This is a genomic window from Saccharopolyspora aridisoli, from assembly GCF_004348445.1.
Taxonomy (GTDB): Bacteria; Actinomycetota; Actinomycetes; order Mycobacteriales; family Pseudonocardiaceae; genus Saccharopolyspora; species Saccharopolyspora aridisoli.
This window is the reverse complement of the sequence record NZ_SMKV01000013.1, coordinates 1-26,478: the sequence shown is the minus strand read 5'-3', so window position 1 is coordinate 26,478 and position 26,478 is coordinate 1. Positions and strand designations below refer to the sequence as shown.

Below are 26,478 nucleotides of genomic sequence, written 5' to 3'. Positions count from 1 at the left end.
GGGCTCACCACAGCCCGTGAACGCGTTGAACCTCCTCGCGCTCGCCATCCGTGGAAGTAAACGGGGCCACAGGGAGGAGGCAGGCGGCACATGGGCGCATTGGTCGTCGAGCGAACGGGTGCAGGTGTGGTCGTGCGCGCGGAGGGATCGGGTGCACCGATACCGCCACCACCGTTCACCCTGGCGGACGGGCGCACGCAGGTCTGCATCGACGAGTCCGCGCTGCCCGCTTTCGACCAGCTCGACCCCGAGGTGCTGGCCGCCTTGCGCGCCGAACTGCGCCCCGACGGCGTCGGCCTGCCCGCCATCCGGCTGCTCTCGCCCCGGGCGGGCCTCGCCGCCCCGAACGGTTCCCGCCCGCTGGCGCTGAGGCTGTCCGAAGCCCTCGACGTCGAGGTCGTGGCCCCCGACGGCGAACTGGTCATGCTCCCCGGCGGCGAGCTCTTCTCGGCTGGACAGCAGACCGGATGGGTCCGATTCCGGCCCGGCCGGGCGAAGCTGCACGACGGCCCCAGCTATCCCATCCCGGAATGGCAGGACGGGCTTTCCACGAGCCTGCGGACCCGGCCGATCGACCCGCGGATCAGCGTCACCCCCATTCCCGCCGGGATCTGGGTGCGCACCGCCGGTCAACCGGGCAGGCCGCACTCCGACATCGGGTTCCGGGTCCCGCTGTCGCGCGATCGGCTGGCCATCGTCGTCGGCGCACCCGGTGAGCCGCTGCCGGCGACCGAAGCCCTCGCTGCGCTCGTCGGTGGGTTCCCCGCTCAACTGCGCGAGACGTTCGGGCTGATCGGGTACGGGCCCGAGCCGGTGAGCGTCCGGCCCATCGCGCAGCAGCTCGCCGAGCTGATCGGGCAACCCGTGCACGGCTGCCACGCCGTGCCCCAGTACTTGCCCGAAGGCGGGCAGACCTGGCTGGTGCCCGACGAATCGGGCCGGCCCAGCTGGCTCCCGTTCGTGCTGGAGAGCATCTACCAGCCGGGAGTTCCGCCGATCCCGCGAAACTGGTTGTCGCCGATGTCCGGGCTCACCGGCGCCGGAACCGGAACGTTCTGGCTTCAGGACGGTTGGCTGGTCGACGTGCTGCCGGCCGGTCTGCTCGTGCGCCCCGTCCGCGTGCCGGTCGACCCGGTCGCGTCGAGGCTCCCCATCTCGCCGGACGCCGTCAACTTCGTCATCAGCTCCGCGGGCGGACCACCGCCTCAGCGCGTCCTGGCCGCGGTGGAACGACTCGCAGGTGAATTGCCCGCTGCTGCGCGGGAACGCCTGCGACTGATCGCCACACCCCACGCCGAACCCGATTACCTGGGTCGGCTGGCGACGTCGCTGAAGGTCGACGTGCACCTGCTCGGCACCGCAGGCCCCGGCCCCGCCGTCGAAAGCGCGGTGAGCGCGCCGCTGGCCGCGCACCCCTGGGAAGCGTCCACCGGTGTCGTGCCTGCGGGAACCGGTGGCCAGACCGCCGCCTGGATTCCCGCGCCCCCGTCAGGGGCCTCCTCCTCGGCGGCCCAGCCCACCACGCAGTTGCCGACGGTAGCGCAGCAGAGTCCTGCGACGCCCGCTCCGGGCCATCCCGCCACCACCCCGGTTGTCGCGGCACCGCAGCCGAATCGGCGCCAGCCGACGGAGCCGTTGCGCATCGGCTCGCCGGTCGTCGTCGACGCCGAGGGACGGATGCGGCCCATCGGTGACGGGTGGCGTTCGGGCCAGGTCGACGCGTCGCCTCCCGCCGCTCCCGCTGCGGAGATGGCGGCCGTTCCGCCGGCTCCCGTGGACCTGGGGCCGGCCACACCGCTTCCGCAGTTGTCCGAACAGCAGTCGACGCGAGCACCAGCCCCTTCGGCGCCGGACGCCCAGCAGCCCTCGCACCAGGGACCGGGCGAGCCGATCACGCCGACGCGTGCCGCAATCGTCGAAGCGGAAGTCCCGCAGTCGGTCGAGACGCGGAAGCTTGTCGTCGCGAGCCCGGTCGCGGTGCCCGTCACGGCGACATCGGTGCAGATCCCTGCCGTCGCGTCCAGCACCCCGCTCCCGTCGATGGAGCACGCGGCACCAGAACCAGGACCTGAGCCGGAACCGGCCGCTCCGTTGCGCTCGGACGTGGCACCGGAAGCCCCGGCACCCGTGGCACCGCCGCCCGTGGCACCGCCGCCCGTCGCACCGGCGGCCGGGCCACCACCCGTGGCACCGCGAATGTCGGCGGCCCCGGTTCCCGCACCGCCCGCGCCGAGCCAACCATCGCCCCCACCGGTGGCACCCGCAGCGCAGCCGACACCTCGCCCGGCCACCGCCGCGCCCGGCCCGGCTCAGGCAGCCCCCGCTGCCGCGATCAACCGGATCCCTGCTCCTGCTGCCACATTGGCGGCGGCCCAGCGACGGCCCGCACCGGAGCAGATCTTGTCGGCTGTTCCGGTGTCGACGACCGTTGTGCCCGCCGAGCCCGCGGCGTCCGCTGCGCCGCTCGTGGTTTCCGACACGGTCGAGTCGGCAGCAGCGGAGGACGCGACGAACGAGGGGGCCCAGGACGACGCCACCGATTCGCAGTCGGCTGCGGAGCAGACGACAACGTTGAACCCGGCCGACAACCGAGCAGCGTCCGTGCACTCCGCACACCACCAGGAGACCGCTGCGGCGGAGCAGGTGTCGTCCGTCGAGGCCACCGAGACGAACGCCGATGCGCCCGAGGCCGTCGCGGAGGCCGAGACCGATGATGAGGTCACCGCAGCCGCGTTGAAGCCGCTGCTGCTGGTCGACCACGCCAGCACCGAGGAGGACCGGCAGCAGTTCAAGAAGTCCCTCGGCTGGAAGTACGACGCGGCCACGCGCTCGGTGACCCGGCTGCTCGCCGAGCGGCCGGGACTGCGAGGCGGCATGCCGGTGGATGACGCGATGCTGACCGAACTCGCCGCAGTGCACGTGTTCGCGACCTCTGACCAGCGTGAGTTCGTCAACGCGATCCGCACCGGCGATGTGGCCTCGCACTACCCGTTCATCTCCTGCCTGGCGGGTGGTTTGCGGCGGCTTCCGTCGCTGCAGGGACTGGTCGTGCGCGGCGGCCCCGGCGACGCCGAAACCGTCGAGGAGTACGTGGTCGGAAGCGAACTCGTCGAACCCGCACCGATGCTCGGGGTCTCGGACGAGTCGGCCCCCGTGCCCGGCTCGGTGGAACTGCTCATCTGGTCGGTGACCGCGCGGCGGCTCGGAGGTCTCGCCTCCGACGAGAACTCGGCCGACGTCGTGTTCCCACCCGCCACGTCCTACCGGGTGCTGGCGGTGGAAGCCGACGCCGGTCGTGTGCTGCTCACCGAGGTCGGGAAGAAGCAGCGGTCGGAGGAGGCCCGCAAGCGGCACGACGCCCGCGTCCTGGAACGCCTGACCGAGGCCGCGAAGAACCGTGACGAGCGGCCTGCCGCTGATGTCGCCGCCCCCGACCGCGAGCGGTACTCGGTGCTGCTCGGCGAGCCGACGAGCCCGTTCGCCAAGGCAGCCGGAGTCGATCGGTGAGCCCGGAACCACCCGAGGTGCACCGGTTGCTGCTCCAGCTGGCTGGCCGGATTACTGATGGCGAGCTGGCCGTGCTGCGCACCTGCCTGGCCGACGAAGAGCTCGACGAGGTCGCCGACACGTTGATCAGCGCCGTCGGCCTGGGACTGGCGCTGACCGAGCCGGAGGTCGAACTGCTCATGGATCTGGCGCAGGCCCACGGCCTCGACGCCGCCGCGCTCGCGGAGGCACCGCGTGCCACCGACCCACCGCCGTGGCGGTTCACCGCGGAATCCGCCGCCGACGCTGACGAGGCCGCAGCGCGGTCCGCCGAGCGGGTCGGGGGAGTGCGGGCGCTGTGGCGCAGCGGCCGGGTCTCGGCGGAGACGACGACAGAAACGGTGTACCTCGTCGAAGCCGAACAGGACGCCGACCTCGTCGAGCTCACCGCCGAGATCCAGCACGGGCTCACCGGAGCGGGTGCCGAACCGCGAGTCGAGGTCTTCCACACCGACGCGGCCCCGACCCAGTACCACGAGGCCGCGCTGGCGACGTCCACACTGGTCTGGAACCCGGCTCCGCCCGCGCGGCTGGCGCGGGTCTTCGACGGTGCCGACACCTCCGGCGAACCGTTCTTCCGGCCCGATCACCCGCGCGCGGAAGCGGCGGAACGGCAGCGCATGCTCGGTTACCTGCGCTCGGCGCCGATCGCGATGGCCACCAACCAGGTCATGCCCGACGTGATCGATCCGAACCGCACCGTGCCGCTGAACTTCCGCTCGGACGGCACGTGGGTCTGGAACGACGCGGTGCACTACTACCTCGACCGCTACCACCTGGCGCCGGATCCCGACCTGGTCTCGCACGTGGTGGCCGCGAACACCGAGCCTCCCGCGCTCGGCCGGGTGGACCTCCACCGCGCGATGGGGGTTCTCACCGAACTTTCGGAACTCGAATCGGCTGGCGAACAACTGGGGCGAGAATGACCAACACACGATCGATGCTGTCGGTCTCCGCGACGGCCCCGGACTCGTTCCGCACCATCGGCGACGCCATCGCCGCGGCGACCACCGGCGACGTCATCTCAATCCAGCCGGGCACCTACACCGAGTCGGTGGTGCTCAGCCGCGACGTCACGCTGTCGGCGGCGGGAGCGGAAGGGGGCGTGCGCATCGAGTCCACCGGTGACCCGGCCGTCGTGATGGCAGCCGAAACCGCGGTGCTCTCGGGCTTGGTCCTGATCCACAGCGGCGCCGATACCTCGGCCATCGACGTCTCCACCGGCCGGTTGAGGCTGGAGGAATGCCGCGTCGAGGCGTCGTCGGCGGCAGCGCTCTACGTGCACGGCCAAACCGAGGCCAGTGCCAGCGGAACCGAGTTCACCAACCCCGCCGGGGCCGGGGTGATCGCCATCGACGGCGCCGAGGGCCACTTCGGGAACTGCACGATCAGCAACGTCAAGGCCGCCGCGGTCGTCATCCGCACCGATGCCGACCCGCAGTTCGTCGGCTGCACCATCACCGACGCCGAAGGCAGCGCCGTGCTGGCCGCGGAACGCGCCCGGGGCGCCATGCGCGACTCCCGGATCGTGCGCGCCGGCAACCCCGCCGTGGTGGTGGAGGGAAACAGCTCCTTCAGGCTGAGCGGCACGTCCATCACCGAGCCGGCCGGTGTCGGCCTGCTCATCGCCTCCCGGTCGACGCCGGTGATCGAGGACTGCACGATCGCCTCCTCCGCGGCGCAGGGCGTCGTGCTGGTGCAGCAGTGCGAGCCCGAGATCCACCGGCTGCGCATCGACAAGCCCGCCGGGTACGGCGTGCACGTGCTCGAAGGGTCACAGGGCGAGTTCGGCGAGTGCACCATCGTGGACTCCCGCGACGCCGGGGTGTGGATCGCCGGGGCGTCGCCGTCGTTCTCCTCGCTCGACGTGACAGGTGCCGGTGGCGCCGGGGTGGTCGTGACCGAGAACGGCACCGGGATGTTCCGCGAGCTGACGCTGCGACGGCCGGCCGGTCCCGGCATCGAGGTGCGCGGTTCGAAGGCCACCATCTCCGGTGGTGCTGTCGCGGACGCGACCGGTGATGCGGTCCTGCTGGCAGCGAAGGCGCAGATCGAGGTCGAGGACGTCGCCATCTCCGGCGCCGGGGGCGCCGGGGTGCGCGTCAGCGAGCAGAGCTCCGCCGACCTGCGCGGTGTCACCGTCGCGGGCAGCGGGGGCACCGCGGTGCTGGTCGTCGATGGCCAATCGGTGCTGCACAGCTGCGACCTCTCCGGCGCTGGAGAGCACGGTGCGAAAGCGTCCGGAACCTCATCGGTGGCCCTGGAGCAGACCCGCATCCGCGGCTGCGAGGGCAACGGCCTGGAGTGGGCGGCCGGTTCCTCCGGCGTGCTCGACCGCTGCGAGATCTCCGGCAACGCCGCCGACGGCATCGTCGTCGGCTCCACCGAGTCGATCAGCGTTCGCGACACCGTCACCAAGGACAACGGCGGCGCCGGTGTGCGGTTGCAGGTCCGCCGCGACAACGTGCGGCTCAGCGGAATCACCAGCGCTCAGAACGGTGATCCGGAGAGCGACTCCGGCGAAACCGCACCCGAATCCGAGGACGACCAGCACTTCGGCAGCTCCCGCAGCGCTGACGCGGCGCCGTCGAGCGAGTCCGGCTACGACCCCGAACCCATGAAGGCCAAGCGGAGCTCGGAAGGCCGGTTGGGAGAGCTCCTCGGTGAGCTCGATGCGCTGGTCGGCCTCACCGGCGTCAAGCGCGAGGTGGAGGTCCTGACCCGCCTGGAGCAGATGGCCGAGAAGCGCGCGGCGGTCGGGCTGCCGATGCCGCCGATGAGCAGGCACCTGGTGTTCGCGGGTTCGCCCGGTACCGGTAAGACGACGGTCGCGCGGCTCTACGGGCAGATCCTCAAGGAACTCGGCGTGCTGCGCGCCGGCCAGCTCATCGAGGTCGGCCGCGCCGACCTGGTGGCCAGCGTCGTCGGTGGTACCGCGCTGAAGACCACCGAGCGCTTCGAGAAGGCCCTCGGCGGCGTGCTGTTCATCGACGAGGCATACACGCTCTCCGGTGGAGGTGGCGGCGGCGCCGACTTCGGTCAGGAAGCCGTGGACACGCTGGTCAAGCTGATGGAGGACCACCGCGAGGACGTGGTGGTCATCGTCGCCGGTTACACCATGGAGATGCGCAAGTTCCTGGCCACCAACCCCGGTCTGGGCTCCCGGTTCTCGCGGACCATCGAGTTCGCCGACTACAGCAACGAAGAACTGGTCACCATCGTCGAGGGCATGTGCCGCGCCAACGACTACCGGCTGGAGTTCGAGACCCGCGAGGCCGTGCTCGGCCACTTCTCGAAGTACCCGCGGGACGAGGCGTTCGGCAACGGCCGCACCGCCCGCAAGGTCTTCGAGGAGATGATCGGCCGCCAGGCATACCGCCTCGCCGACGACCCCGAGCTCAACCCCGTTGCGATGACCCGTCTGCTGCCGGAGGACATCGGTGCGCTGCCGGGCAGCGGTGTCGGAGCCGGTGCGTCCACCGCGGACACGGCCAAGGTGGAGAGCCTGCTCAACAAGCTGCACCACATGGTCGGCCTGGCCGACGTGAAATCGGAGGTCGGCAACATGGTCGACCTGCTGGCCTCGGCCAAGCAGCGCCAGGCCGCCGGACTGCCGGTGCCGTCGCTGAGCAGGCACCTGATCTTCGGCGGGCCGCCCGGTACCGGTAAGACGACGATCGCCCGCCTCTACGGCGAGATCCTCGCCGCGCTGGGCATCCTCCAGCGGGGGCAGGTCGTCGAGGTCGGTCGTGGTGACCTGGTCGGCGAGTACGTCGGCCACACCGCCCACCGCACCACCGAGGCGTTCGACCGGGCGCGCGGCGGCGTGCTGTTCATCGACGAGGCGTACACGCTTTCCTCGCAGCGCGGCTCCAGCTCCGACTTCGGTCAGGAGGCCATCGACACGCTGGTCAAGCTGATGGAGGACCACCGCGACGAGGTCGTGGTGGTGGCGGCCGGGTACGAGGGGCAGATGGAGGAGTTCCTGTCCGCCAACCCCGGTCTGTCCTCGCGCTTCTCGCAGCGGGTGCGCTTCGCCGACTACAGCAACGACGAGCTGGTCACCATCGTCACCCAGCACGCCGCTGCGGCCGGCTACGAGTGCACCGGCCCGACGGTCGCGGCGCTGCGGGCGCACTTCGTGTCGACGCCGCGGGGCCCCTCGTTCGGCAACGGTCGTTACGCGCGCCAGGTCATGGACGCCGCGGTCACCCGGCACGCGAAGAGATTGCGGCGCACGGCGTCCCCGACGTTGGAGGACCTCTGCCTGCTGCTGCCCGACGACGTTCCCGCCGCGGGCGAGGTCGCCAGCGGCTGACCCGGAAGCCGAGTCGCTCGGAGCGCGGGCGGTGCGGGCGCTCTCGCGGTCGCACCGCTCGCGTCTGAAACCACGTGGACAGGTCGGCTAACGTCGGAGTGGTGCTGGCAGGACTCGCGGAACGTCATGGCCTTCGGGTCCGGGTCGAGGAGATCGATGAGACCGGCTGGGACTTCCGGGTCGGACATGCGGTGGACGCCGACGGGACCCGCTGGGTGCTGCGCGCACCCCGGCGCGGCGAGGTCGGCGACCTGATCGAGGGCGAGCGGCGCCTGCTGGAGCACCTGCGCCCACGCCTGCCCGTCGCCGTTCCCGACTGGGAGATCTGCACGCCCGAGCTCGTCGCCTACCGCAGGCTCCCGGGACGACCTCTGGGGCCGGAACACCCGAGAACCCTGGAGTACCAGTGGTGGCGCGAGCCCGCCGAGGAGTTCTTCGACGACCTCGGTGCGGTGATCGCGGAACTGCACCGCACCGAGGTCGACGAGGTCGCACGGCTGGGCGTGCCGGTCTCGGGCGCTCGGGATCTCCGGGAGGAGACCGACGATCACCTGAGGCTGGCGCAGAGCATGATGGAGGTTCCCGAGAAGAAGGTGGCGCGCTGGCGATCGTGGATCCACGACGACGTGTACTGGTCACGGGCCGCGGATCTGCGCCTGGTTCACGCGGATCTGCACCCGGGGCATTGCCTGGTGGGTGATTCCGGTCGTCTGACAGGGGTTCTGGACTGGACGGATGCCGCGGTCGACGACCCGGCGCTGGATTTCGTGGCCGCACACAACGCGTTCGGCGAGCGCGGTCTGTCGCGGCTGCTGGCGGGTTATGCGCAGGCCGGTGGGAGCGTACGAGCTGAATTCCTGTCGCATGTTCGGTTCCTCTCCGAGTTCCGGTTCTCGATCTCGCTGGGTGTGTACGCGGTAGAGTCGGGACGTGGTGGATTCCTGGAGATCGCGCAGCGGCGCCTTCTCGGTTGAGCGCCTGTGTTTTCCCACTCTGCACTTGTCAAACAGCAAGTCGCCGAACGAAAATCTCGCCCGTCGAACTGATGTTTCAAGTGTGCCGCGCTGCGTTCGAAAACGCTAGCGAACACCCATCGCTGGATGGGGTGGCAAATCGATCACGCGCTGAAACCGGTTGGCGCGAGGAACGTTTGCTCACCCCACCGTGGAGTGATGCGCAGGGTGAGGTCGAGGTGGCCAACGGTCAGACGACCGGGATCGGGATCTCGAAGTGCACGGCCGGGCTGTGGGCCGGGTCGGTGCGGCCGTCGTGGATCTCCTTGGCGACGCTGCGCCAGAACGGCTCAGCGCCGGCGATGGCGACGTTGGTGTGCAGGTAGATCGACTCGTAGCCGGGTGTCAGCGCGACGAACCGGCAGGCCATCTCGACCAGTTCCCTGGCCAGTCCGCGGCGCCGGTGCTCGCGGCGGACGTAGACGCGGAAGATCTGCGCGGTCGTGCCCGACGGGTATCGCTCGGCGAGCCAGGGAGCGTGCGGCGGGCTCTGCGGGCCGTCGGCGCGGACGGAGGTGGTGGCGACGACCTCGTCGTCCAGCGCGGCGACCAGCAGCGCCTGCCGGGGGTCGTCGAAGTAGGCGGTGTCCATGTCGACGACGTCGTCGTGCCAGCGAGGGTCGTAGCCGTAACCGAACTCCTGGTAGAAGGTGTCGAGCATGACCGACCTGGCGCCGGCCGCGTCCGCCCGGGTCGCTTCGCGCACCACGTAGCGGCCGATCTGTCGCTCCCCGAGCTGGATCACGTGTACCTCCTCCGACGAGAAACCATTTTGAAAATCATATTCAATTAGCTGCCCGCCATGTCTCCCGACCTCCCGCTCCGGCGGTGACGAGGGACCTGGTGACCTCGTGCCGCGGTGAGGCCAGGACTTCGGCGGCGGGTCCCTGCTCGACCACCCGGCCCTCGTCGAGCACCAGGACGCGGTGCGCGAGCCCGGCGACACCGGCCAGGTCGTGGGTGATGACCAGCAGCGCGCACCCGGTGTTGTGCTGCAGCTTGGCCAGCACGTCCAGCAGGTCCGCTCGTCGTCTCGGGTCCAGGCCGGAGGTGATCTCGTCGCAGATCAGCACGTCCGGCTCGGCGAGCACCGCGCGAACCAGCGCGGCACGCTGCAACTCCCCGCCGGACAGGCCCGCCGGTTTCCGCCTCGCGGTCGATCCGTGAATTCCCAGCTGCGCCAGCTCATCGGCGGCTCGCGCCCGCGCCTGGTCACCGGGGACGCCCCGCAACCGCTCCGCGGTCCGAGCGACCTGGTCCAGCACCGGGGTGAACTCGCTGAACGAAGCGCGCGCGTCCTGGAAGACGTGCTGCACGCGGGCGAGCTGCTCCCGCGAACGCCGGCGCAGCACCGGCGACAGCCGATCACCGCCGAGCAAGACCTCTCCCGACCGGTACCGGTGGAGTCCGGAGACGCACCGCGCGAGGGTGGTCTTCCCGCCGCCGGAACGGCCCAGCACCGCGAGCCTCTCGCCCGGCGCGACCTGCAGCGAAACGCCGTGGAGGGTGTCGGTCCCGCGATGGCCGGCGGTGAGGTCCCGCACGGACAGGACCGGGTCCGCCGCCTGCGGAGGTGCTGGTGCGATCGCCGTCGCTTCGCCGATGCCGTCCACATCGGAGGGACGAACGCGGCCGCCCTCCACGAGCAGGACCTGGTGCGCGAGGTCGCGGACCAGGTCGAGGTCGTGGGTGAGCAGCAGGATCGCGACGCCCTGCTCCGCGACCGCCCGCAGCTCCGCGGCCAGCTGCGATCTCGTGACCGGGTCCTGACCGGTCGTCGGTTCGTCGGCGATGAGCAGCTTCGGGTCGCCGATGAGGGCCTGGGCCAGCACGATCCGCTGCTGCTGACCACCGGAGAGCTGATGCGGGTAGCGCCGCAGGAACCGCTCGCCGTCCGGGACCTGCGCGCGCCGGAGCGCGTCCAGGACTCGGTGCCGGACCTGCTGCTTCGGCGCGTGCAGCCGGGCGACCTCGGCGAGCACCGAACCGATGCGGCGCACCGGGTTCAGCGCCGCCGACGGCTGCTGCGGGATGAAGCCCACCTGCCCGTCGATGCCGACGTCACCGGAGATCACCGCGCCCGGCGGTTCCTCGCCGAGCAGAGCGAGCGCGGTGGTGGTCTTGCCGCTGCCGGACTCGCCGACGAGCGCAGTGATCTCGCCGCCTGCCAGGCTGAACGTGGCGTTCGAGACCAGCTCGCGGTCGCCGAGGGTGACGGTCAGGTTCCGCACGTCGATGGCGGTCACCGGGCCTCCAGGAAGGTCGTGTCGGACTGCCGGAGCCAGCGGTCGAACAGCAGGTTCACCCCGACCGACAGCGCGATGATCAGCAGCGCGGGCAGCACGACCGCCCACGGCTGCAGGAACAGTCCGGTGCGGTTGCGGTCCACCATCGCCGCCCAGTCCCCGGCCTGCGGGGAGAGCCCGACGCCGAGGAAGCTCGCCGAAGCCACCAGGTAGATCGCCCCGGTGAACCGGGTTCCCATGTCGGCGGCGAGCGTGCGGCGCATCGCGCGGGCGACGTAGCCCACCGCGATGCGCGCGCGGCTCTCGCCCTGCAGGCGCATCGCCTCCACGGCGGGCCGTGCCGCCAGCGAGAGCGCGGCGGCGCGGGTGATGCGCACGACGTCCGGGAGGTTGATCAGCGCTACGACCGCCACCAGCACCCACGGTCGGCCGGGTGACAGCGCCGCCAGCAGCAGCAACATCAGCATCGACGGGACCGCGAGCAGCAGGTCCAGCGGACGCATCACCACCTCGTCCAGCAGCCGGTTGCGGGTCATGCCCGCGAGCAGCCCCAGCGGGAGGGCCAGCAGGTAGGTGCAGGCGGTGGCCGTCAGGGCTGTGAACACCAGCGACCGGCCGCCGAGCAGCACCTCGTCGAGCACGTCGCGGCCGACGAAGTCGGTGCCGAACAGGTGCCCGCCGCCGAGCACGAACGCCACGTCCTTGGCGGGATCGTCCGCGGCGAACAGCGGACCGAACAGCGCCACCAGCACCGGTACGGCGACCAGCGAGCCGGGGATCAGGTACCTGCTCATCGGTGGGCCTCCGCGGTGGGGGACAGGATGCGGGCGGCGACGTCGGCGCCGAGGTTGACCAGCACCGTCGTGCTCGCGAAGACCAGCGCCAGCCCCTGCAGCACCGGCAGGTCCCGCGCCGAGACAGCCTCCAGCAGCGTCGTTCCGAGCCCCGGAACCACGAAGATGGCCTCCACCACGATCACGCCACCGATCAGCCAGTCCGCGGTCCGGGCCAGCTGCTGCACCGCCGGGGCCGCGGCGTTGGGCAGCGCGTGCGCGAACCGGATCCGGGCAGGTGAGAGCCCGAGACGCCGGGCGTGCTGCACGTAGGGGGAGCGTTGCGCCTCGATCATCCCGGCGCGCACGAGGCGGCTCAGCGAGCAGATCGGCCGCAGCAGCAGCACGACGACCGGCAGCACCAGCAGATCGGGCCGGCTCAGCAGGGAACCGCCCACGGCCGTCGGCGGGAACCAGCCCAGCTGCACGGCGAAGACCGTCACCAGCAGGATCGCCATCGCGAACTCCGGTGCCGCGTACAGCCCGAGCGTGGTGCTGGTGATCGCCCGGTCCAGCCGGCCGCCTTCCCGGCGAGCGGCCAGCATGCCGACACCGGTCGACAACGGCACCAGCAGCACCAGCGCCAGGCAGGCCAGCAGCAGCGTCGGCCCGGCGGCCGATCCGATGACCTCGGCGACGCTGCGCGGACCCGCCAGCGAGGTGCCGAGATCGCCCTGGGCAGCGGCGCGGACCCAGTCCGCGAACCGCTGCCACCTCGGCCTGTCCAGGCCCAGCTGTTTCCGAAGTCCGGCGATGACGGACGGATCCGGGTTGTCCCCGGCGATCGTCACGGCCGCATCGCCGGGGAGCGCTTCGGTCAGCAGGAAGATCCCCACGACCACGAGGAACACCTGGACGACGCCGAGCAGGACGCGGCGAAGCAGGTAGTGGATCACGCCAGCCACACCTTGTCGAAGCGCGCCCAGTCCAGGGTGTTGGCGGGTGCCCGGTCGTCGACCCCGCCGACGTTGGCGGCCGAGGCGACGATCCAGTCGGACACCCCCCACCACACGAAGCCGCCCTCGTTGAACAGCTGCTCCTGCATGCGCCGGTAGACCTCGGCGCGGCGGCTCTCGTCCAGGCTGGACTGCGCTTCGTCGTAGAGGGCGTCGAACTCCGGGCGCCGCCACGCGGTGTTGTTGGTCGTGGAGCCCGACAGCAACCGCTGGGAGAAGTGCGAGTCCAGCGGCATCCCGCCGGACCGGTAGCTGGCCAGGACGCCGCTCTTGTTGATGTCGGACCAGTAGGTGTCCTTGTTGCCCAGCCGCACGTTGAGGTTGAGCCCCACCTTGCGCGCCTGGTCGCTGATGGCCATCGCCGCCTCCTTCAAACCGGTGGAGGCGTCGGAGGTGTTGAAGTCGATGGTCGTGCCCTCGGCCCCGGCCTGCTTCACCAGCGCTCGCGCCCGCTCCAGGTCCTGCCGGCGTTGCGGTAGTTCGGCGTAGTAGCGGTATCCCTTGCCGTAGAGGTCGTTGCCAACCTGGCCGGAGCCCTGCAGCACCGAGCGCAGCAGCTCCTCGCGGTCGATGAGGTGGAACATGGCCTGCCGGAGCTCGAGGCGGTCGAACGGCGGGCGGTCGACCTTCATCGCCAAGCCGTGGAAGTTGCCCAGCGGCAACCGGTGGACCTGGAGCTGACCGCTGGACTCGTGGGTGCGGGCGCTGGTGAGGGTGAGGTCGTGGGCGTAGTCGATCTGCTTGCCCAGCAGCGCGTTCACCCGCGCTGCCTCGTCGTTGGTGACCACGATCTGCAGCTCGTCGACCAGCGGAGCGCCGTCGAAGTACCCGGGATTGCGCGCCGCCAGGAAGGAGCGGCCCGGCTCGAAGGAGACCAGCTCGAACGGGCCGGTTCCGTTCGGCTTGCTGAAGTCGGTCGTGCCCTCGGGGATGATGTAGGCGCCGAGGGTGGCCAGTGCGTTGGGGAACTCGGCATAGGGCCGCTTGAGCCGGAACTCGACGGTGCGGTCGTCGATCGCGCGGCTGTGCGCCAGGTCGATCACCGAGAGGGTGGACTTGGCGCGGCGGCTGCCGCCGGGTTCGGTGATGCGGGCGTAGCTGGCCAGCACGTCGGCGGCGCGCAACGGGCGGCCGTCGTGGAAGTTCGTTCGCCGCAACGTGATCCGCCAGGTCAGCAGGTCGGCGGAGGGCTCCCAGCGCTCGGCCAGCCGGGGCTGCGGGGACATGTCCGAGCCGTAGTCGGCGAGCTTGTCGTAGAGGGCCTTGGCGCGGGCGATCTCGATGTAGAGGTCGGTCTCGTGCGGGTCGAGTACCTCGGCGGCGCCACCGCCGGAGAACGCTGCGCGTAACCGGCCACCGGGTTTCGGCGCTCCCGCGGTGGTTCCGCCACCCGGGGCGCAACCGCTCAGCAGGACGGCACCGGCGGTCAGTCCCAGGAAGCCGCGGCGGTTCAGGTTCTGCATGGGGATCTCCTCTAGCGTCGGCGTGCGATCAGGTGCAGGCGGTCTCCGGACATCCGCTGGGACAGCTCCGCGTCGGCCTGCCACCGGGTGTCGGTGCGGGGGCCGGGTTCGTCGAACAGGGCCAGGACCTCGAATCCGCAGGTGTCCGCGAAGTGGCGCAGTTCCTGCGGGAACAGCAACCGCCAGGCGGAGCGCTGGACGAGCTCGGAGCCGTCGTGCCGCCACACGCGCTCCCGCCGCAGCAGCTGTTCGGCGTGGTCGATCCACAATCGCGTCCGGGACCGGTAGGTCGATCCGTCGTGGGTGAGCTCGCGTTCGGAGGCCTCGTCCAGCAGTTCGGTGTTGCCCAGGAAGAACGCACCGTTGCGGGCTTCGGCGATCAGCAGCCCGCCGGGACGGAGGTGCTCGTGGCATCGCCGCAGGAACGACACCAGCTCCTCGTTGCGGTGGCAGTACAGCAGCGCGCTGTCCAGGCAGGTGATCACGTCGAACGCCCGGCCCAGCGAGAACTCCCGCATGTCGGCGACGACGAATTCCGCCTCCGGGCAGTGCTCCTGGGCGTGCGAGACCATGTCCGCGGAGGTGTCGATGCCGGTCACCCGGTACCCGATGCGCACCCAGCACCGCGCGTCCCGTCCCGTCCCGCACCCCACGTCGAGCAGGTCCCGGCCCGGGCGTTGGGGTTTCAGTGGAGATCGGGGTTCGGATTTCCACTGAGATCCGGTGAAGCGGGTGATGACGTCGTGGACGAAGGTGGCCGCGGTGTGGTTGGGGTCGGGGAACCAGGCCTCGTAGACCTCGGGGTTGTCGGTCAGGAAGTTGCGCATGCGGATTCCTCGTTTCGGGGGCCGATGCCGGTGCGGTGGTGGACGGCGAGGACGGCCAGTGCGGAGGCGAGTCCGATGAGGACGCACAGGGCGGACGGGAGCCACGGCAGGCTCGGGGCTGCGAGGTCGGTGGCCCAGCCGATGAGGGCGTTGCCCGCGGCGGCCGTCAGACCGGAGGCCAGGTAGAACACGCCGAAGTAGGTGCCGGACAGTGCCGTGCCTCCGAACGACGGGATGAGCTCGTAGACGAACGGTTGCGCCAGCATCACGCCGACGGACAACCCGAACGCGGTGACCAGCACCGGAGTCAGCCGCAGCAGCGCCTCCCCGGGCGAGTCCGGGGGCGCGCCGGGCAGCAGGCCCGCGGCGACGGCGGTGACGGCGAACGACCCACCCATCAGGGCCAGTCCGGTCGCGATGGAACGCCCCCGGCTCCACCGCTCGGAGAACCGGGCGGTGATGCGCACCTGCAGCAGCAGGCTCGCCGCCGTCGACACCAGGAAGATCACCGACACCGCCGCGGGCGAACCGGTGAACTGCTCGGCATGCATCGGAAGCACCAGGTAGAGCTGGTTCTGCAGGGCGAACATGCCGGTCAGCGCTCCGGTGAAGGCCAGGAACCGGCGGTCGGTGAGCACGCCACGCCAGTCGGTCAGAACCGAGGTTCCCGAGCGCTCCACACGCCGCACCGGCAGCACCAGCACCTGCGCGACCGTCAGCAGCGCGAAGATGACCGCCGCGATCACCGCCGAGAGCCGGAAGTTCACCAGCAGCAGGGCGCTGCCCAGCAGCGGACCGAGCAGCATTCCGGTGTTGGCGAACACGTTGAACAGCGAGAACACCTCGGCGCGGCGGTCACCGGCCTCGGTCGCGAGGTAGGCGCGCACCGCCGGGTTGAACAGGGCACCGGCCAGGCCGCTGAGCACCGAGGCACCCAGCAGCACCGGCACCGAGGAACCGAAGGCGAACAACCCGAAGCCCACCGCGCGCAGCGCGCATCCGGCGACGATGACGCCGCGCGCGCCGAGCCGGTCCGCGGCGGAGCCACCGACCAGGAACAGTCCCTGCTGGCTGAGGTTGCGCACGCCCAGGATCACCCCGACCACCGCCGCCGACATCCCGAGGTCGTGCCCGAGGTAGCCGGCGAGGTAGGGGATGAGCAGGTAGAAGCCGGTGTTCACGCCGAGCTGGTTGACCAGCAGCACCTGCACCGCCAGCGGGTAGGTGCGGATGAGTCGCCAGGTCTTCAAGCGGGTCGAACCCCCAGTCCCGTGGTGTCGGTGACCCGCAGCAGACCGTCCTCACCGCCGATGCCCGTCCACGGATCACGGGCAAGCAGCAGGTGACCGTCGAGGTCGACCCAGCGGGCCAGCCCGGTCAGGTGCACGGCCGGGGCGATTCCCAGCGAACTGGCGACCTGGCACCCGAGCATCACGTCGATGCCGAAGTCCCGTGCGGTGTCCACGAGTTCCCGCGCAGCCCGAATCCCACCGCACTCGGGCAGTTTGATGTTGATCCCGTGCACCCGCGAGCCCAGCGCGCGCACGTCGTCGACGGTTCGGGCGTCCTCGTCGGCGATCACCGGGATCGGGGAGTCCACTGCCACCTGGGCGAGCACGTCGGGTGTGCCCGCAGCGATGGGCTGTTCCACCGCGTCGACGTCGAACCCGGCCGCAGCGCGCAGCATGTCGGCTGCCCGCTCGGGCTCCCAGGCGCCATTGGGGTCCAGGACCAGCCGGACGTCCGGCAGCGCGTCGCGGATGGCCTTGACCCGGTCGAGTTCCTCGGGCTCCGCGCCGATCTTCACCTTGAGCAGCCGGAACCCCTGGGAGGCCAGTTCGCAGGCCGACGCCACGGCGCGGTGCGTCGGGGTGATGCCGATGGTGCGGGCCGTGGGCACCGGCCAGCTCGGCGCCGTCCCGACCAGGTCGTAGACGGCGACGCCGCGCGTGCGGGCCACCAGGTCGTGCAACGCGGCGTCCACCGCCGACCGCACGCCGGGGGAAGCCGAGATTCCCGCCACCAGCGCGGAAGTGGGATCGAGCGGGGCGAGCTCCCGTTGCGCGGCGACGAGCTCCCGCTCGATGCGGTCCACGTCCAGTCCGTAGTAGACGCTGGTCACCACTTCGCCGTGGCCGACGACGCCGTCGTGCTCCGCGGTGACGGTGACCGCGCCCCGTTCGGCCATCACCGATCGCGAGATCCGCAGCGGTTCGCGCAGCGCGAGTCCACCCACCCGCCACCTCAGCTTCACGCGGGCACCTCCAGCTTCACCAGCGGGTCGCTGATCACCCGGCAGCGCGTCCACCCCGTGGCCTCGACCTCGGGGTCGGTGACCTCCACCGGCCGGGTCGCCGTGGTGCCGTCGAGGAGTCCTCGTGCGCGGCAGTAGTCGTCGTCGAAGACGGTGCCCAGGTAGCGCTGCGGACCGTCGGGGAACACCGTCACGACGTTCGTCCCCGGCTCCACCCGCGACGCCCACGCCGCGACCAGTGCCACCGCGCCGGTGCTCCAGCCACCGGTGACGAAGGAGTCGCGGGCCAGGGTGCGGCAGGCGGCGACCGCCTCGGCGGGGCCGACCCAGTGCACCTCGTCGAAGAGCTCGTAGGCGACGTTGCGCGGGTGGATGCTGCTGCCGAGGCCGCGCATCACGCGAGGACGCGCGGGCTGACCGAAGATCGTCGATCCGACGGTGTCCACGCCGATCAGCCGTGCCTGCGGCCACCGCTCGCGCACCGCGCGGATCGCACCGGAGCTGTGCCCGCCCGAACCGACGCTGCACACCAGCACGTCGACGCGGTCCAGACATCGGGCGATCTCGGCTCCCATCTCGTCGTAGCCGGCCGGGTTGTCGGGGTTGTTGTACTGGTCCGGCCAGTAGGCGCCGGGCAGGTCGCGGCAGATCCGCTGCACCCGGTCCAGTCGCGACTGCTGCCAGCCGCCCACCGGGTGCGGTTGGTCGACGACCTCCAGCCGGGCTCCGTGGGCCCGCAGCAGCGCGCGCATGCCGGGTTCGAGCTCGCTGTCGACGACCAGCACGATCGGATGTCCCAGCGCGTTCCCTGCGAAGGCCAGTCCCACGCCGAGAGTTCCGCTGGTCGACTCCACGACGGGCGCTCCGGGGCGCAGCTCGCCGCGCCGGCGGGCGCCGCGCAGCATCGACAGGGCGGCGCGGGCCTTCATCCCACCCGCGCTGAGGCATTCGAGCTTCGCCCAGAACCCCGGGTGGGGACGCGGCAGCGGCGCCGACACGCGAGCGAGGGGCGTCTCCCGAACCAGGTCGAGGAGGTCGGGGTTCACGAAGCCACCTCCGAGTAGCGGTAGAGCACGCTCGGGCCACCGTCGAGCCAGAAGAACGGGTACGGCTCGGCGGACACGGCCGTGACGCCGTCGCCGAGGAAGTGCGGCAGGATGCCGCTCCCGGTCTGGGCGAAGAACACCAGCGGTCCTCCGGTCCGGCGCGCGTGGTCGAGCAGGGTCTGGAAGGTTGCGCTGCCCAGCACCATCCCGGAGGCCATCACCGCCTCGCAGTCGGCCAGCGCGCCCTCGGCGTCGGTGATCACCGGCTCGTCCCACTCGGTGCGGCCGCCTTTGCGGTCGCAGGCCACGTAGCTGATCCCGCGTTCCCGCAGGCGTTGCAGCAACGAGTTCACGACGCCCACGACCAGCACCCGGCGGACCCCGGGGGGCAGCAGGCCCACGACGTGCTCCGAGCGGTGCAGCGATTTCCGCAGCGAGTCGCCGCGTTCGAGGTGCACGGCCTCGGCGTGCTCGTGGTGCGGACGCAGGTGTTGCAGGTGCGCGTCCAGGGCGGCGATCCGCACGGCGGGCAGCGGGTGCCGCAGGAGCTTGCGGACGGGTTCGCCGACGCAGTCCAGCACGACGTCCTCGCCGACCTCGCCGGGCTCCACCGCGCAGGACCCGACGGCGTCACCGACGCGGAGGCTGAGCACGTGGTTGCGGTAGGACCTCTGCCGAGAGGCGTGCCGGACCCCTTGTTGGGTCAGGAAACCCACGCTGACCTCAGAATCCGCTACGGGGAGCGCGGTCTCGACCAGGTCGTCCAGCGCCGTCACGCGGCGTCCTCCGCGTAGCGCACGTCCAGCCCGGAGATCAGCAGCTCGGCGTGCGGACGCGCCGCGCCCGGCCGGTCGCTGGTCACCATCACGTGACCCAGGTAGTTGTTGTTGCTGGTCGCGGGCCCGGCGCGGTGGCCAGCGGGCTTGAGCGCCCACTCAGCCACCGCCGGATCGCGCAGCGCTTCGGTGCCTTGGATCTCGGCGATCGGACCGGTGCGCGGCGGCAGCAGGAACGAGATCGCCGCGCTCGACGCCCCGGTGTCCACCGGGCTGAGCGCGGGCTCCTCACCCAACGCGACTTGCGCGTGCACCGCGGCGAGGTCGATGCCGGTGACGCGGCGGATCAGCTCGGTGATCTGGTTGCCCGCCGGACGCGGGTTGACCTCGACGATGCGCGGGCCGTCGGCGGTCAGCTTGATCTCGGTGTGGCAGACGGTGTTGTCCAGGCCCAGCGCCTCGATCGCGGCCACGGCGGTCGCGATGACGCCGTCGCGGGTCTCGTCGTCGAGCGGGGCCGGGAACATGTGACCGGTTTCGACGAACCACGGTGCGCCGGCGACGCTCTTGTCGGTGACTCCGACGACCGTGGTCCGTCCGCCGGAGGTGACCGTCTCCACGCTCACCTCGGCACCGGTCAACAGCTCCTCCAGCAACACCACGGGACTGCGTTGCTGGCCACGAGCGTTGACCGGAAACCCCTGCAGCTCGGCGAAAGCCGCGCGCAGCTGCTCGACGTCGTCGACCCGCCGCACGAACATGCCCGCGCACAGGTCGACGGGCTTGAGCACCAGCGGGAAACCCATCGCCGCAGCGGCCTCTTCCAAGCCGCGCAGCGTCTCGGCGAGCGCGAACGCCGGTCCGGGCACTCCGGCCTCGTGCAGCGCGCGCCGCGTCCGGTCCTTGGCGCAGGCGCTCTCGACGGCTTCCGGCGCGGGACCGGGAAGTCCCAGCCGCTGAGCGATCTTCGCGGCGGTGGGCAGGTAGTAGTCGCACGAGGTCGCCACCCCGTCGAAGCCCAGCACCGGTCGCAGCCGTTCCAGGTGCGGGAGCAGCACTTCGGCGTCGTTGGTCTCGCAGGTGAGCACGTTGTCCGCCCCGAGCAGCGGATGCGGACCGTGCCCGGGGGTGGAGCGCAGGTAGTGCTGGAGATCTCTGGTGACGAAGCTGAACCGGTGGCCTTCCTCGTTGATCGCTCTGGGGAGCAACGTGCTCATCGCCCCGACCCAGCTCTCCACCAACAACAGGTGACTCACACCGACTCCTCCCAGCCATTGCGCCTGACGCTCGGCGATGATAATCGTTTTCATTAAGTCTGACAACTGGCCGTAGGGATGTGAACCCGAAGTGATGAGAACGCTTCGACCGGTGGTGGCGCTGGCGCTGCTCGCCCCCTTGCTCACCGCAGCGCCTGCGGCGGCCGAGCCGCCTGAGTTCGGTGCATGCCCCTTCGAAGGTGCCGAGTGCGCGGAGCTGTCGGTACCGCTGGGCGAGGGGGACCGGTCGATCTCGATCGCGATCTCGCGCGTGCGCGCGACCGGCACGCCCGCCGAACACCGGGGTGCGCTGCTGGTCAACCCGGGAGGGCCCGGGGGTTCTGGGCTGGAATACGCGGTGAGCAAGGGTGAGAAGCTGCCGGAGTCGGTGCGGCGCAGCTACGACATCATCGGGTTCGACCCGCGCGGCGTCGGCCGAAGCGCTCCGCTGGACTGCGGTGAGCTGGGCGGACTGTTCGAACACCCCGCGCCCGAGCCGGTTCCGGACGGTCGGCGAGCGGAAACCGAACACCTGCACCGATTACGCGGGATGGCCGAGGACTGCCTGCGCCACAACCCGGACGCGGCGTGGATGAGCACCGCGAGCACCGCCCGAGACGTGGACCGCATCCGTGAAGCGCTCGGGGAGCCCAAGCTCAACTTCCTCGGCGTCTCCTACGGCAGCTACCTCGGCGCCGCCTACGCCGCGCAGTTCCCCGACCGCGTCGGGCGGATGGTGCTCGACAGCGTCGTGAGCCCGGACCGCTGGCACGACTTCGACGTCCGGCAGGCGTTCGCGATGCTCGACCAGCGCGACACCCTCTTCGAATGGATCGCCGCCCACCCGGAGTTCGGGCTCGGCGAGGAGAAGCAGCAGGTCCGCGAGGTGCATTCGGCGGTACGGGCAGGGCTGACCGGGGATTTCGGCCCGGCGGAGTTCGACAACCTCCTCTACAAGACCCTCTCGCGCACCGAGCGCTGGGAGCCCTTCGCTCGTGACCTCAGCGCCCACGTGCACGAGGGCGCTCCGCTGAGCCCCGCCCTGCCCGAGAGCGACCCGGATTCCCGCAACTACGAGGCGGCTCTGCGCACCGTCAAGTGCGCCGACAGCACGCGTCCCACCGAGGACGAGGTCATCGGGTCCCTCCGGGCGCTGCGCGCGGCCGACCCAGAACCGATCGTCACCGGCCTCGAAGCCACCACCTGCGCCTACTGGCCGGAACCGGTCGAGCCCGCCCGGTTCGGGCACCCGGAGATGCCGCCGGTGCTGCTCACCCAGGCCGAGCACGACCCGACCACCCCGCTCGACGGTGCCCGGCGGATGCAGGCCAGGCTTCCCGGCGCGCGCATGGTGACCCTGCGCGACTCCTACTCGCACGGCGTCTTCGCCAGCCAGCGCAACTCGTGCGTCGACGACGCGGCCGCGAACTACCTGCTCACCGGCGAACTCCCGGAGGATGGCCTCCACTGTCAGGGGCCGGGGCTACCGTGAACCCGCTCGAACCGGATGCACGCCGAGACCTCGGTCGTGACGGGCTCCGGTGCGGGCGTGGCGCACCGGGAACTGGAGGTGGTCGATGCGCAGCGCCGACACGATGGCGATGGCCGTCGCCGAACGGACCGACCTCGCGGAGTACCTCGGCACGCTCACCCGCCAGCAGTGGGAGGCACCGAGCCTGTGCGCGGGCTGGCGGGTGCGCGACGTGGTCGCGCACGCGATCAGCTACGACGACCTCACCTGGCCCGACGTGCTCAAGCGCGCTGCCAGGGCGGGGTTCACGCCGGAGGCCATCAACGATCTCGGCGTCGCCGAGACCCGTGCCCGCAGCACCGGCGAACTGCTCGACCGGCTGCGCGCCAACCTCCGGCCCACCGGCCCGATCACTTTCCTGGGCGGCATGATCCCGCTGGTGGACGCTCTGATCCACCACCAGGACATCCGCCGTCCGCTCGGCCATCCGCGCGAAATCCCACCGCAACGGTTGCGAACGGTTCTGGACCTGGCGTTCAAAGCCCCACCCGTCGGCGCGAAGAAGCGCGCCGCCGGCCTGCGCCTGGTGGCCGCGGACCTCGACTGGACCCGCGGCGAAGGCCCCGAAGTCCGGGGACCCGGCGAAGCGCTGCTGATGGTCCTCGCCGGGAGGGCGGCCGCCTTCACCGAGCTCACCGGAGAGGGCAAGGCCATCCTCGCCGCCAGGCTCTGAGCCGCTGGCAGCCAGCTCTCAGCCGCGCGGTGGCGGGATGGTCGGAACCTCGGAGGCGGTGGCGTTGGCATCCGGCGCCAGGCGGACTTGCCCGGGTAGTGCTCGCGGGTGATGCGGCGGGCGGGCAGCGCGGGTACTGCAGCACCTCCCAGACGCCCGGCGTCGGCGAGGTCGTCACGGTGCGGTTCTCCGGATCGACGCAGCGCGCGCCGGGGAAGCCCGCCCCACCAGCGGGCACAGCATTCCCGGCCGCGCGCTGATCGGCGACCTGCGCGCGTTCCAGCGCTTCGCCGGGCTGTGGGACTCCCGCACGTCGGTGAGCACGTCGGCACTCCAATCGACCATCCGAGCTCGGGCCCATCCCGGTGGACCGCGACGTGCTGGAAGTGCCCGCCAGCGACCTGCGAGTGCTCGCCTGCACCGCCCTGGAAGAGGGCGCGGCGGAGCGGTTGCGGCTGCTCGACGTCGTCGGCACCGAGACGCTCACCTGAGGCACTGGTCCTCCTGCGCGAAGGACATCTGGCCGGGGCGGGCGAGCACCAGGGCGTGGGAGGCGGGGTCGAGATCGGTGCCGATGGGGTAGAGGGTTCCGCCGAGCTCGGCGGCGCGGCGGTGCCAGCGCTGGTTGCGGCGAAGCCGGTCCGGTAGCCAGAACGGATCGGTCTGACCCGCGGCGTCGGAGAGCATGTCGAACAGCCACACCAGCTCGTCGTCCGGAAGTCGCAGGCCGGGCCGGGTGAAGGACGAGCGGCGGTGCGGGATCAGCAGCCCGATGCTGGTTTCGCTGAGATCGAGTTCGGTGATCTCCGGTGCCGTGGCGGTCAGGAACTCGTCCAGCGCCGAATCGGGCATGAAGTAGTCCGCCCACACCTTGTGCACACGGTCCCAGCCGGCCGCCACGAACGGCTCGTAGCGGTTGTCGGTGCTGGTCGCGAACTCCCAGTAGGTGACGTCCCGGACCTGCGCGGTCACGTCGAGCCCGCGCAGCAGGTGCGCGTCGTCAGGTGGCCGGTCCGCGCGGTGGTAGGCGGTGCAGCGGAGCTGGTAGCGGTGGCGATGCGGAGCGAACCAGCGGATCAGCAGGTCGTCGACCTCGCCGCGCCCGACCAGCACGCGAGTTGCGCGCACCGCGTCCTGCAGCGATGGGAAGTGCAGGTCGTACACCCTGGCCAGCGGCGGAACCGGGGTCAGCGCCAGCCGCGCGCGCGTGATGATCCCCGCGCAGCCGAGCCCGCCGAGGACCGCGTCGAACAGTCCGCGGTTGCGCTCCGGTGTGCACCACCGCACGGCTCCCGGCGGAGTGACCACCTCGACGGCCCGCACCCGGTCGATGATCGCCCCTTCGCTGTGCAGGCTGGAAATGCCGCCGACGCTGAGCACTCCACCGGTGCTCAGCTGGAGGTATCCGGTGGGCCCCGAGGTCAACCGGCGTCCGCGCAGCCAGGCGTGCCAGACGACGTCGTGCAGGAGCACTCCCGCCTCGACGTCGGCGTGCTCGTCGGTCACCGCGTGGATGAGGTCGAGGCTGCGCATGTCGACCTGGATCCCGCTGGACGGGCACAGCGCCTGTCCGCCGGTGGTGTGCAGGGTGCCGTGGGCGCGCAGCGGGACGCCGTTGCGGCAGCACCAGGCGGCCGCGACGGCGATGTCGGCGGTGGTACGCGGACGCAGGATCGCGGCGGGTCTGCGGTCGACGAGGTTGCCGAGGTCGGAGGCGTGCAGCTCGTCGCCCTCGGTGACCAGGGCTCCGCGCCCCGGCAGTTCCGGGAAGGTGGAGAGATCGGGCGCGCCCGAATCCATCCCGCTCACCCCCACGTGAACGACGTCCGCCAGCCGCCCTGTCCAAAACGGAGTCCATCCTGAGGGCCAGGGCTTTCCCCATGCTTTCTCCCCTGGTCAGACCGGTTTCAGGGGTTTCGCCGAGCCCGGGGCGACGTGGGTGTCTGCTTCCAGACATTCACCTGGTGGTGCTGGTCTTGGACATGTGCGCGGGAGAGGATTCCGCTGGCGACCCTCCGGCCCGTCCGGGAAGTGGCGGAGGGCATTCATCGGAAGGAAATCGGTGTGAGGACAGCTCGGTTCAGCCGTCCGGTGGCGCTGGGGACCGCCGTGCTGGCCGCGGCGGCGGTGACCGCGGCCCCAGCCGGGTCGACGGCCCCGGCAGCGGCGGCGGCCCCGTCGACCACGCAGGTCCGGCTGATCACGTTCAACGACCTGCACGGCAACCTCGAACCCCCGGCGGGCTCGTCCGGCCGCGTCACGCTGCCCGACGGTACCGCCGTCGACGCCGGCGGTGCGCAGTTCCTGGCCACCCACGTGGCGCGGCTGCGCGGAGAGGTGGAGAACTCGCTGGTGCTCTCGGCAGGCGACAACGTCGGTGCCTCGCCGGTCAACAGCGCGCTGTTCCACGACGAGCCCACGATCGAATTCCTCAACCAGCTCGGCGTGTCCACTTCGGTCGTCGGGAACCACGAATTCGACGAGGGATTCGAGGAACTGCGACGGATGTCCGATGGCGGTTGCCACCCCGTCGACGCCTGCCAGTTCCGGAACCCGTTCCCCGGCGCGGACTTCGAACAGCTCGGCGCCAACGTCACCTTCGCCGACGGTGGTCCCGCGCTCAGGCCGTTCGACGTCCAGAACGTCAACGGCACGCGCGTCGGCATCATCGGGGCGACGCTGGAGGAGCTTCCGTCGGTGGTCGCCCCCGGAGCCATCGAGGGTCTCGAGTTCGGCGACGAGGTCGAGGCCATCAACCGCACCTCGAAGATGCTCGACACCATGGGCGTGAAGGCGCAGGTCGTGCTGCTGCACCAGGGCGACGGCACCGAGGGCGGTGGGCCCGACGACTGCAACCTGACGCCGGGACCGGCGAGCGAGATCGTCAAGGCCGCGTCGCCGAACGTCGACCTGATCTTCACCGGGCACAGCCACGCCCAGTACAACTGCACCGTCGCCGACCCGGCGGGCAACCCGCGCCAGGTGCTGCAAGCCGCCTCCTACGGCCGGCTGCTCTCGGTCGCCGACCTGGCCATCGACCGCGTCAGCAAGGACGTCGTGCGCTCGGAGACCAAGGCGCGCAACGAGGTCGTCACACGTGACGTGCCCGCCGACCCCGCAGCCCAGGCGCTGATCGACGAGGCCGCCACGAAGGCGGCCCCGATCGCCAACCGGCCGGTCGGCAGCATCACCGGCGACCTGCCCCGCACCCCCGCCCCGTCCGGGGAGTCGCCGATGGGCGACGTCATCGCCGACGCGCAGTTCGAGGCGACCGCGGCCAACTCGCCGCACATCGCCATCACCAACCCCGGCGGCATCCGCGCGGACTTGCTCTTCCCCGGCTCACCGGTTGGTGAAGGCGACGGCGTGGTCACCTACGGCGAGGCGTTCGCTGTCCAGCCGTTCGGCAACATCATGCAGACCATGACGCTCACCGGCGCCCAGCTCAGGGCCGTCCTGGAGCAGCAGTGGACCCCGGAGGAGACGAACATCCTGCAGGTCTCGGCCGGTCTGCACTACAGCTACTCGGCGGGTGCGCCGATCGGTTCGAAGGTCACCGAAATCAGCATCAACGGTCAGCCGGTCGACCCCAACGCGCCCTACCGGGTTTCGGTGAACAACTTCCTCGCCGGAGGCGGCGACGGGTTCTCCGAACTCACCAAGGGCACAGAGGTCGTCGGCGGACCCGTCGACCTCGACGCCTTCCTCGCGTACCTCAACGCCCACCCCGGCATCACCCC

At 71.1% G+C, this 26,478-nt stretch carries 20 protein-coding genes; 7 read left to right on the top strand and 13 right to left on the bottom strand.

The window, feature by feature from the left end:
• Positions 1-90: 90 nt before the first annotated feature.
• The 4 genes from E1161_RS12595 (at position 91) to E1161_RS12580 (ending at position 8,838) form a co-directional block, all read left to right on the top strand.
• Positions 91-3,507: a hypothetical protein gene (locus E1161_RS12595; protein ID WP_132622902.1), complete on the top strand. Its 3,417-nt coding sequence runs from the start codon at positions 91-93 to the stop codon at positions 3,505-3,507.
• Entirely contained in the window at positions 3,504-4,472 is a 969-nt protein-coding gene (locus E1161_RS12590; protein WP_132622900.1) for a hypothetical protein, read from the top strand. Before E1161_RS12595 ends, E1161_RS12590 begins: the two co-directional genes overlap by 4 nt.
• Entirely contained in the window at positions 4,469-7,864 is a 3,396-nt protein-coding gene (locus tag E1161_RS12585; RefSeq protein WP_132622898.1) for a right-handed parallel beta-helix repeat-containing protein, read from the top strand. Before E1161_RS12590 ends, E1161_RS12585 begins: the two co-directional genes overlap by 4 nt.
• 101 nt (positions 7,865-7,965) lie before the next feature.
• On the top strand, positions 7,966-8,838 hold the full coding sequence (locus E1161_RS12580) for a macrolide 2'-phosphotransferase (RefSeq protein ID WP_165939768.1): 873 nt from the start codon (positions 7,966-7,968) through the stop codon (positions 8,836-8,838).
• A 229-nt stretch (positions 8,839-9,067) separates the two neighbouring features.
• Here the strand turns inward: E1161_RS12580 and E1161_RS12575 are convergent, their stop codons facing one another.
• The 11 genes from E1161_RS12575 to E1161_RS12525 are packed head-to-tail and all read right to left on the bottom strand — an operon-like array spanning position 9,068 to position 20,534.
• The gene (locus tag E1161_RS12575; RefSeq protein WP_235874989.1) at positions 9,068-9,622 is read right to left on the bottom strand and encodes a GNAT family N-acetyltransferase; all 555 of its coding nucleotides are present in this window, start codon (positions 9,620-9,622) and stop codon (positions 9,068-9,070) included.
• Positions 9,623-9,662: 40 nt separating this feature from the next.
• The gene (locus E1161_RS12570; protein WP_235874988.1) at positions 9,663-11,123 is read right to left on the bottom strand and encodes an ABC transporter ATP-binding protein; all 1,461 of its coding nucleotides are present in this window, start codon (positions 11,121-11,123) and stop codon (positions 9,663-9,665) included.
• Positions 11,120-11,917 (bottom strand): ABC transporter permease, encoded by a 798-nt coding sequence (locus tag E1161_RS12565; RefSeq protein ID WP_207920211.1) that lies wholly within the window; start codon positions 11,915-11,917, stop codon positions 11,120-11,122. Before E1161_RS12565 ends, E1161_RS12570 begins: the two co-directional genes overlap by 4 nt.
• Positions 11,914-12,852 carry an ABC transporter permease gene (locus tag E1161_RS12560; protein ID WP_235874987.1) on the bottom strand — a complete coding sequence of 313 codons (939 nt, stop codon included), beginning with the start codon at positions 12,850-12,852 and terminating at the stop codon, positions 11,914-11,916. The genes E1161_RS12565 and E1161_RS12560 overlap by 4 nt, the downstream gene beginning before the upstream one ends.
• Positions 12,849-14,375 (bottom strand): ABC transporter substrate-binding protein, encoded by a 1,527-nt coding sequence (locus tag E1161_RS12555; protein WP_132622894.1) that lies wholly within the window; start codon positions 14,373-14,375, stop codon positions 12,849-12,851. The genes E1161_RS12560 and E1161_RS12555 overlap by 4 nt, the downstream gene beginning before the upstream one ends.
• A gap of 11 nt (positions 14,376-14,386) precedes the next feature.
• Positions 14,387-15,202, bottom strand: a complete 816-nt coding sequence (locus E1161_RS12550) for a class I SAM-dependent DNA methyltransferase (RefSeq protein WP_132622892.1) — start codon at positions 15,200-15,202, stop codon at positions 14,387-14,389.
• Positions 15,187-16,452 (bottom strand): MFS transporter, encoded by a 1,266-nt coding sequence (locus E1161_RS12545; protein ID WP_132622890.1) that lies wholly within the window; start codon positions 16,450-16,452, stop codon positions 15,187-15,189. Before E1161_RS12545 ends, E1161_RS12550 begins: the two co-directional genes overlap by 16 nt.
• Positions 16,449-17,456, bottom strand: a complete 1,008-nt coding sequence (locus E1161_RS12540; RefSeq protein WP_235874986.1) for a dipeptide epimerase — start codon at positions 17,454-17,456, stop codon at positions 16,449-16,451. The genes E1161_RS12545 and E1161_RS12540 overlap by 4 nt, the downstream gene beginning before the upstream one ends.
• Complete coding sequence (locus E1161_RS12535) at positions 17,453-18,502, bottom strand: PLP-dependent cysteine synthase family protein (RefSeq protein WP_132622888.1); 1,050 nt, start codon at positions 18,500-18,502, stop codon at positions 17,453-17,455. Before E1161_RS12535 ends, E1161_RS12540 begins: the two co-directional genes overlap by 4 nt.
• Positions 18,499-19,278 carry a hypothetical protein gene (locus E1161_RS12530; RefSeq protein ID WP_235874985.1) on the bottom strand — a complete coding sequence of 260 codons (780 nt, stop codon included), beginning with the start codon at positions 19,276-19,278 and terminating at the stop codon, positions 18,499-18,501. Before E1161_RS12530 ends, E1161_RS12535 begins: the two co-directional genes overlap by 4 nt.
• Entirely contained in the window at positions 19,275-20,534 is a 1,260-nt protein-coding gene (locus E1161_RS12525) for an ATP-grasp domain-containing protein (RefSeq protein WP_132622886.1), read from the bottom strand. Before E1161_RS12525 ends, E1161_RS12530 begins: the two co-directional genes overlap by 4 nt.
• A gap of 94 nt (positions 20,535-20,628) precedes the next feature.
• Here E1161_RS12525 and E1161_RS12520 point away from each other — a divergent pair, with 94 nt between their 5' ends.
• Both E1161_RS12520 and E1161_RS12515 read left to right on the top strand, forming a co-directional pair.
• On the top strand, positions 20,629-22,026 hold the full coding sequence (locus E1161_RS12520; RefSeq protein ID WP_132622884.1) for an alpha/beta hydrolase: 1,398 nt from the start codon (positions 20,629-20,631) through the stop codon (positions 22,024-22,026).
• An 85-nt stretch (positions 22,027-22,111) separates the two neighbouring features.
• A complete protein-coding gene (locus E1161_RS12515) occupies positions 22,112-22,738 on the top strand; it encodes a maleylpyruvate isomerase family mycothiol-dependent enzyme (protein WP_132622882.1) in 627 nt (208 codons plus the stop codon).
• A 174-nt stretch (positions 22,739-22,912) separates the two neighbouring features.
• Here the strand turns inward: E1161_RS12515 and E1161_RS27130 are convergent, their stop codons facing one another.
• Together E1161_RS27130 and E1161_RS12510 are read right to left on the bottom strand one after the other, a co-directional pair.
• Positions 22,913-23,083, bottom strand: a complete 171-nt coding sequence (locus E1161_RS27130) for a hypothetical protein (RefSeq protein ID WP_165939767.1) — start codon at positions 23,081-23,083, stop codon at positions 22,913-22,915.
• Between the two features lie 138 nt (positions 23,084-23,221).
• On the bottom strand, positions 23,222-24,538 hold the full coding sequence (locus E1161_RS12510; protein WP_132622880.1) for an FAD-binding protein: 1,317 nt from the start codon (positions 24,536-24,538) through the stop codon (positions 23,222-23,224).
• A 291-nt stretch (positions 24,539-24,829) separates the two neighbouring features.
• Here E1161_RS12510 and E1161_RS12505 point away from each other — a divergent pair.
• Positions 24,830-26,478: bifunctional metallophosphatase/5'-nucleotidase (locus E1161_RS12505; RefSeq protein ID WP_408011986.1), on the top strand; the 1,649-nt coding region annotated here is incomplete at its 3' end.

Excerpts from the sequence above, each read along its gene's own strand:
- E1161_RS12565 (WP_207920211.1), bottom strand. The coding sequence starts at position 11,917 with ATGAGCAGGTACCTGATCCCCGGCTCGCTGGTCGCCGTACCGGTGCTG.
- E1161_RS12520 (WP_132622884.1), top strand. The coding sequence starts at position 20,629 with ATGAGAACGCTTCGACCGGTGGTGGCGCTGGCGCTGCTCGCCCCCTTG.
- E1161_RS12595 (WP_132622902.1), top strand. The coding sequence starts at position 91 with ATGGGCGCATTGGTCGTCGAGCGAACGGGTGCAGGTGTGGTCGTGCGC.
- E1161_RS12585 (WP_132622898.1), top strand. The coding sequence starts at position 4,469 with ATGACCAACACACGATCGATGCTGTCGGTCTCCGCGACGGCCCCGGAC.
- E1161_RS12555 (WP_132622894.1), bottom strand. The coding sequence starts at position 14,375 with ATGCAGAACCTGAACCGCCGCGGCTTCCTGGGACTGACCGCCGGTGCC.
- E1161_RS12515 (WP_132622882.1), top strand. The coding sequence starts at position 22,112 with ATGCGCAGCGCCGACACGATGGCGATGGCCGTCGCCGAACGGACCGAC.
- E1161_RS12550 (WP_132622892.1), bottom strand. The coding sequence starts at position 15,202 with ATGCGCAACTTCCTGACCGACAACCCCGAGGTCTACGAGGCCTGGTTC.
- E1161_RS12510 (WP_132622880.1), bottom strand. The coding sequence starts at position 24,538 with ATGGATTCGGGCGCGCCCGATCTCTCCACCTTCCCGGAACTGCCGGGG.
- E1161_RS27130 (WP_165939767.1), bottom strand. The coding sequence starts at position 23,083 with ATGGTCGATTGGAGTGCCGACGTGCTCACCGACGTGCGGGAGTCCCAC.